Source organism: Wolbachia endosymbiont of Pentalonia nigronervosa, assembly GCF_014534705.1.
GTDB lineage: Bacteria > Pseudomonadota > Alphaproteobacteria > Rickettsiales > Anaplasmataceae > Wolbachia.
The window spans coordinates 1-1,477 of the sequence record NZ_JACVWV010000150.1; the positions used below are offsets into that span (position 1 = coordinate 1).

General features: G+C 38.5%; 1 protein-coding gene and 1 pseudogene. Both read right to left on the reverse strand.

What is annotated here, in order from left to right; all coding sequences use genetic code 11:
* Positions 1–1,090 (reverse strand): DUF4815 domain-containing protein (locus IC220_RS07500; protein ID WP_188153788.1); only part of this gene is annotated, 1,090 nt, incomplete at its 3' end.
* Positions 1,091–1,094: 4 nt separating this feature from the next.
* Positions 1,095–1,477, reverse strand: a pseudogene (locus tag IC220_RS07505) (hypothetical protein); the annotation flags it as partial.

The following is a 1,477-nucleotide window of genomic DNA, read 5'->3' on the forward strand; positions in this document are numbered from 1 at the left end:
CTTCTGGAGTAGTGTGAGTTCTAGCTCTGTAGGTGATTTCATAACTGCTGCCAGGAGCTGGTTCTTTTCCAGGTAATGACCAATCTACATCTCCTGACTTTAGCTTATAATCAGCGTTATTTTCATAGATAACGTTGCCTTGTTTTATCTGAATGATCTCAAGTATAGCAAAATCAGGTATTGGGTCAGCAACTCCAGAGTATGAACCGTGAGTTAGAGAAATAGTCTTCTGTACGGTAATATCTACTTTTTTGATTTCTTTTACAGGAAAATCATTGACCTTGAGCTCCATAACTCTGTTGCTATTTGGCTGAAAAGAGTGAGGTTCTGATTCAACTAACTTTATGTCTGGATCTTCATCAAAATAAACTCTCAAGCTATGAGGAAGTTCAATTTCGTAGCCATCAACGTGAGCTTTGCCTTCATTAATCACAAAAACCTGTTTTCTTTCACCCATTTGGCTTTCCCGTTGTAAAAACATTACTTCAAGGCCATCTACCACATAAGAACCATTAGCTTCACGATCATATCTGGCAAGTGCTGTAGTCACTATATTTGCTTGTGGTGGCGGTGAATGCTCTATCAGTACTCCGTTTTCAATGTTGTAAATTGGATAAAATTCTCCTGCAGTATTAATAGTCACACCTTCTGCCTGAAAACCCCAAATAATATTAGCTTTAAGCCTTGCTGCTCCAACTTCTTGATAATTTCTTGTACCAACCGCAGGATCACGAAGATTTTCATCCTCCAACTCTGTAATAGTTGATTCAACATAATAAACACCAACACGAACTGTGGAATTTGTTGGAATCTTAAACTCTGTTTTTTCAACTTCTCTTACGCAGCCACGAAGGTATATTTTACCAGTTTCAAGGGTAACTTTACCTGTTTCAGCGTCTACAATACAATCAGCTCCACTGATAACATCACCATCCTTAAATATTGCATCACCAATACCTTTAAGCTTGGAGAGTGCATAATCTTGCATTTCATTTAACTCAGCAGATTGCAGGCCTCTACCAGCTAAAAATAAACTCTTTTCGTATTTTTTGTCAGGATTAAAACGGTTATAATAACTACTTAACGTCATAGAATTAGAATGTAATAACAAAAGAAAAAGCTTCCCGAGTTGCTGCAGTTCTGATAAGTGGTACTGTATGCTCCAAAACCAGTAAAATTCCAGGATTTTCTACATCTTTTGGCTCGAAATACCTCTGTCCTGGTGGAAGTTCTTTTTTCACTTTGGTACCAACCATAACCCCAATCTCTCTGATCACTTGATTTGCTGCATCCGTGAAATCAAAGCTACATTTTAGATATAAATTATTGGTTGGTACATTTGCTGGCTTAAACCGTCCGGAGGGAGTAATCAATTCTCCATTCTCATCACCTGTGCAAAAGAGAATTTCATCAATGGTGCGCCTTCCCACTTCTTTCAGCAGCTTTGTAGAGGTAATGGGCTCTGCTGGTGTGCTGT